Genomic DNA, 4,822 nt, shown 5'->3' with positions numbered 1-4,822 from the left:
TATGAGGTTCACGCTTTTTCCGAATTGTTGACTTCGTCATTCAATCGCCTGAAGTCTCCCTCCGCCCACCCGCCTTCTATACCTTAACCCCGGTACCCTGGACACGCCTGCCGTCATTGCCCTGGCAACAGTCGGTCGAGGAGTGGCTGGTCCATCAAGCCGGCGGCGCCGAAGCGTCGGGCGGCGTCCGCGTAGTTGGGCGCCTCGGCCATCAGCGCCCGCGCCAGGTGCACGGCCGCGGTCTCCTCGCCGGCGTTGGCCAGCACGATGGCGCGCCACCAGGCGAGATCCGGATCCACCGCGGGGTCAACCTGCTCGTCGGGCAATGCCGCCAGGGCCTCGGCGGTGGAGCCATTCAGCGTCAGCTCGAATGCCTCGACCGTGCAGTGATAGCGCCAGGTGTGCTCCACCAGCCGCCGCAGCTCCTTGAGTGGCTCCGGGTGATCGTCCACCCGCAGATCGACGACGTGGTCGTGCCAGGGCCGCCCCGAGCGCTCGGAGCGCACCACCCGGATGGCCGCCGAGCGCTGGCCGCGGATGTCGCCGCCGGCGGCCTCGGCGGCGTCCAGCGCATCCAGCAGCCGGCGCGGCAGCCATCCCGCGCTCGCCTCGAAGGCTTCGAGCATCGATGTCCAGACCCTCGGGGAGTCCACCAGATTGCCGAGGGCGGCGCAGCCGTCGCCGACGCTATGCCCGGCGGCGGCGACACAGGCTGAGCCGGTGTAGGCCGCGACTCGGCCGTGCGCGTCCACCATGGCCACCTGGCGGCGTTCCGGATGTGGATCGACGCTTTTGAGCGCGGTCAGCGCCTCGGGCGCGGTCAGTCCGGCGCCCAGCCCGGTGAGTCCGAGCTCGCCGTACATGGGCTCACCCATAGACTGGGTGGCGATGACGCCGTGGCCCGGTGCGGCCCAGGACACGCTGCTGCCCACGGAGAACGCCTGTGACTGGGTCGCGACGCCCATGTGGCCGTCGACTGGGTCTCTGGCAAGGATCGAATAGGTCAAGGTTCGAGACTCCTCGGTGAGACTTGGGCCGAAGCGCTGGGTTCCGCCGGAGACGGGACACCGCCGGCGGGCCGTCGGCACCCCAGGGATCGGCAGGATAGCAAATGGACGCGCTCGCCCGCGGCACGCCCTCCCTGGCCATCGCGCCGCGGGGGCGTTACGGCTGCGCGGCCCGCGTGGCCGGGCTGCCCGCCTCCACCGAGGTCACGGCGCGACGCAAGCTGGGAATGAGGCGGATGACCAGCTTCTCCAGCTCGACCACGAGGAAGAACAGAAGGCCACCCAGAAACAGCCAGGGCCAGACGTGGAGCGGAATCGCTTCGGTATCGAACAACACCTGCAGGGGCGGCGCATAGGTGAACAGGGCCTGGAGCACCACCACGGCCGCGATGCCGAGCGGCAAATAGAGATTCCCGAGATGCGCGCGAATGGAAAATGACGAATCCACCAGGTAGCGACTGTTCAGCAGATAGAACACCTGGCCGATGGTGATGGCGTTGACGGCGACGGTGCGGGCGAGGTCGTCGGAGGCGCCCTGCCCCAGCATCCAGAAAAAGGCCGTGAGCGTGTAGGCGAGCAGGGCCAGGCCGACGAAGATGACCCGCCAGATGCCGAAGCCGGTCAGGATCGGCCGATCCACCGCCCGCGGCGGGCGCAGCATGACATCCCGCTCGTGCGGCTCGAACGCGATCACCAGCCCGAGCGCCACCGAGGTCACCATGTTCACCCACAGCACCTGCGGCGCGGTGATGGGCATGGTGAAGCCCAGGAAGATCGCCACCGCGATGACCAGCGCCTGGGCGACGTTGGTGGGTAGCATGAACAGGATGGCCTTCTCGATGTTGTTGTAGACGGTGCGGCCTTCCCTGACCGCCGCGGTGATGGAGGCGAAGTTGTCGTCGGCCAGGATCATTCCGGCGGCTTCTTTGGTGACCTCCGTCCCCTTGATGCCCATGGCGACGCCGATGTCGGCCTTTTTCAGCGACGGCGCGTCGTTGACACCGTCGCCGGTCATGGCGACGATCTGCCGGTTCGCCTGGATCGCCTTCACCAGCCGCAGCTTGTGCTCGGGGCTGGCGCGGGCGAAGACGTCCACGTCGCGCACCGTCTCCTGCAGGGCGGCCTCGTTCATGGCCTCGATCTCGGCGCCGGCTACCGCGGTCTTGCCGTCGCCGATGCCGAGCATCCTGGCGATGGCCGCGGCGGTGATCTTGTGGTCGCCGGTGATCATGGTGACCCGGATGCCGCCCTCGTGGCAGGCGTGCACCGCGTCGATGGCCTCCTGGCGCGGCGGGTCGAGCAGGCCAACCAGGCCGAGCAGCACCAGGTCCTTGGGCAGGTCGGCCGGGCCCAGGCTGCCCGCGGTGACCGACGGTTGCTCGCACCAGGCCAGCGCCAGCACCCGCTCGCCCTGCCCCGCCAGGCGATCGGCCATCGCCATGAACCGCTCCCGCTCCAGCGCGACCGGCGCGCCCGACTGCGTCTGCTGGCGGTCGCAGTGGGCCAGGATCACCTCAGGCGCCCCCTTGGCCAGCAGGATCTCCCGACCGTCGGCCGCGCGGTGCAGTGTGGCCATGAACTTGTGCTCGGACTCGAAGGGAATGGCGTCGATGCGCGGCCAGGCGGCGAGTTCCGCCTGGCGCGCCAACCCCAGCTTGCCCGCGAAGGGATAGAGCGCGCCTTCTGTGGGATCGCCCTCGACCTTCCAGACGCCGTCCTCCTGGCGCAGCACGGCATCGTTGCAGAGCATGGACACCCGCCCGAGCAGCCCCAGCACGGAGTCGTCGCCGGCCGGCTCACCTTCGCGCGTGATCTCACCCTCGGGGGCGTAGCCGTTGCCGCTCACCTGATACTCGGACTCGGCCGTGACCGCCGAGACCACCATCATCTCCATCAGGGTCAGGGTGCCGGTCTTGTCCGAGCAGATGCGCGACACCGAGCCCAGGGTCTCCACCGCCGGCAGGCGCCGGATGATGGCGTTGCGGCTCGCCATGCGCTGCACGCCGATGGCGAGCGCAATGGTGATGATGGCAGGCAGGCCCTCCGGGATCACCGACACCGCAATCGCCACCACCGCCTGAAACAGCTCCACGAAGCCCATGCCCATCACCCACTTGCCGTAGGCGAAGACCAACACGCCGACGACGGCGATGACGGCGGTGATGGCGTAGCCGAACTTCTTGATCTGCCGCAGCAGCGGCGTCTCCAGCGCGCTCACGCCGGCGAGCAGCGCATTGATGCGCCCGAGCTCGGTGCCGGCGCCGGTGGCCACGACGACGCCGGCCGCCCGGCCGGACACCACCATGGTCCCCGAGAAGCCCATGTTATGGCGATCGCCCACCGTCGCCTGCTCGGGTACGGGGTCAATCGACTTGTCCGCCGGCACCGACTCGCCAGTCAGGGCCGCCTCCTCGGTGCGCAGGTTCTTCGCCTCGATCAGGCGCAGGTCGGCGGGGATCTTGTCCCCGGACTCCAGCAGCACGATGTCGCCGGGCACCAGCTCCTCGGCGGGGATCAGGCGCGTCTCGCCGCCCCGCAGCGTGCGCGCCTCGGCGGAGAGCATGTTGCGGATGGACTCCAGCGCCTTCTCCGCCTTGCCCTCCTGCAGAAAGCCGAGCAGGGCGTTGAGCAAGACCACGCCGAAGATGATCCCGGCGTCGATCCACAGGCCCAGCATCAACTTGGTGAACCCGGCGGCCAGCAGAACGTACACCAGCACGTTGTTGAGCTGCGACAGGAAGCGCATGAAGGGTCCGCGCTGCTTGCCTGCCGGCAGGCGGTTGGGGCCGTGCTCCGTGAGTCGCTCGGTTGCCTCGGCTGGGTCAAGCCCCGTGGTCGGGTCCGTGGCGAGCTCTGCCACGACATCGTCGCCAGATAGGGTGTGCCACAACGGATTGAGGGCGGTGGTGTGTTGCTTGTTCATCGCTTTTCTTCCTTTTCTTCAAGAGAACAGTCACAAGTCACAGGCAAGCATAATCGCATGTCAGCCGATACCACGAGAAAGAGCGAGCGAGCTGGGGGTCAGGTCTCACATTGCACACCCCGGACACCAAGCGCTATGCTCTAAGAAGTAAGCGCATTTCTGGAGAGCGCCACGACGAGCGAGCGGGGGGTCAGGTCTCACATTGCACACCCCGGACACCAAGCGCTATGCTCTAAGAAGTAAGCGCATTTCTGGAGAGCGCCACGATGGCAAGACCTCTGCGGCTGGAGTTCGCCGGGGCGCTGTATCACGTGACAGCCCGCGGGAACGAGCGACGCAGCATCTTTCTCGGCGACGCCGATGGCGACCGGGCAGCGTTTCTGGATGTGTTGGGCGCAACCTGCGAGCGCTTCAACTGGCTGGTTCATGCCTACTGCCTGATGACCAACCACTACCACCTGTTGGTGGAAACGCCGGATGCGAATCTCTCCAAAGGCATGCGCCAGCTGAATGGCGTCTTCACGCAGTACGTCAACCGCACCCACGCCCGGGTCGGTCATTTGTTTCAGGGGCGATTTAAAGCCATTCTGGTGGAGCGTGAGAGCTATCTGCTGGAGCTCTCGCGGTACGTGGTGCTGAATCCGGTTCGCGCAGGGATGGTGGCGGCGCCGGGCGATTGGCCGTGGAGCAGCTATCCGGCGATGGTGGGAGAGCTACCGGCGCCCGGGTGGCTCGAGACCGACGCGGTGCTGCGGGCGTTTGCCGAAGAGCGGACCGCGGCGGTAGCCGGCTACCGGCGCTTCGTCGCCGAAGGCATCGGCATCGCCAGCCCATGGCAGGCGCTCAAGGGCCAGATCTACTTGGGCTCCGAGCCGTTCGTCGAGCGCATGCA

The 4,822-nt window shown here is 67.6% G+C and carries 3 protein-coding genes; 1 reads left to right on the top strand and 2 read right to left on the bottom strand.

Annotated elements, in window-relative coordinates; genetic code table 11:
• Window positions 1-113: 113 nt before the first annotated feature.
• Both LJE69_RS04470 and LJE69_RS04465 read right to left on the bottom strand, forming a co-directional pair.
• Window positions 114-1,007, bottom strand: a complete 894-nt coding sequence (locus LJE69_RS04470) for a DUF1028 domain-containing protein (protein WP_296921922.1) — start codon at window positions 1,005-1,007, stop codon at window positions 114-116.
• Window positions 1,008-1,164: 157 nt separating this feature from the next.
• Window positions 1,165-3,930 (bottom strand): HAD-IC family P-type ATPase, encoded by a 2,766-nt coding sequence (locus tag LJE69_RS04465; protein ID WP_296921920.1) that lies wholly within the window; start codon window positions 3,928-3,930, stop codon window positions 1,165-1,167.
• Between the two features lie 266 nt (window positions 3,931-4,196).
• Between LJE69_RS04465 and LJE69_RS04460 the strand changes: the two genes are divergently transcribed.
• The coding region (locus LJE69_RS04460) for a transposase (protein ID WP_296921918.1) at window positions 4,197-4,822 on the top strand (626 nt) is incomplete at its 3' end.

It is taken from the genome of Thiohalocapsa sp. (genome assembly GCF_022340605.1).
Taxonomy (GTDB): Bacteria; Pseudomonadota; Gammaproteobacteria; order Chromatiales; family Chromatiaceae; genus Thiohalocapsa.
Note: the sequence above shows the minus strand (reverse complement) of the source record. Positions and strands in the feature narration are given on the sequence as shown.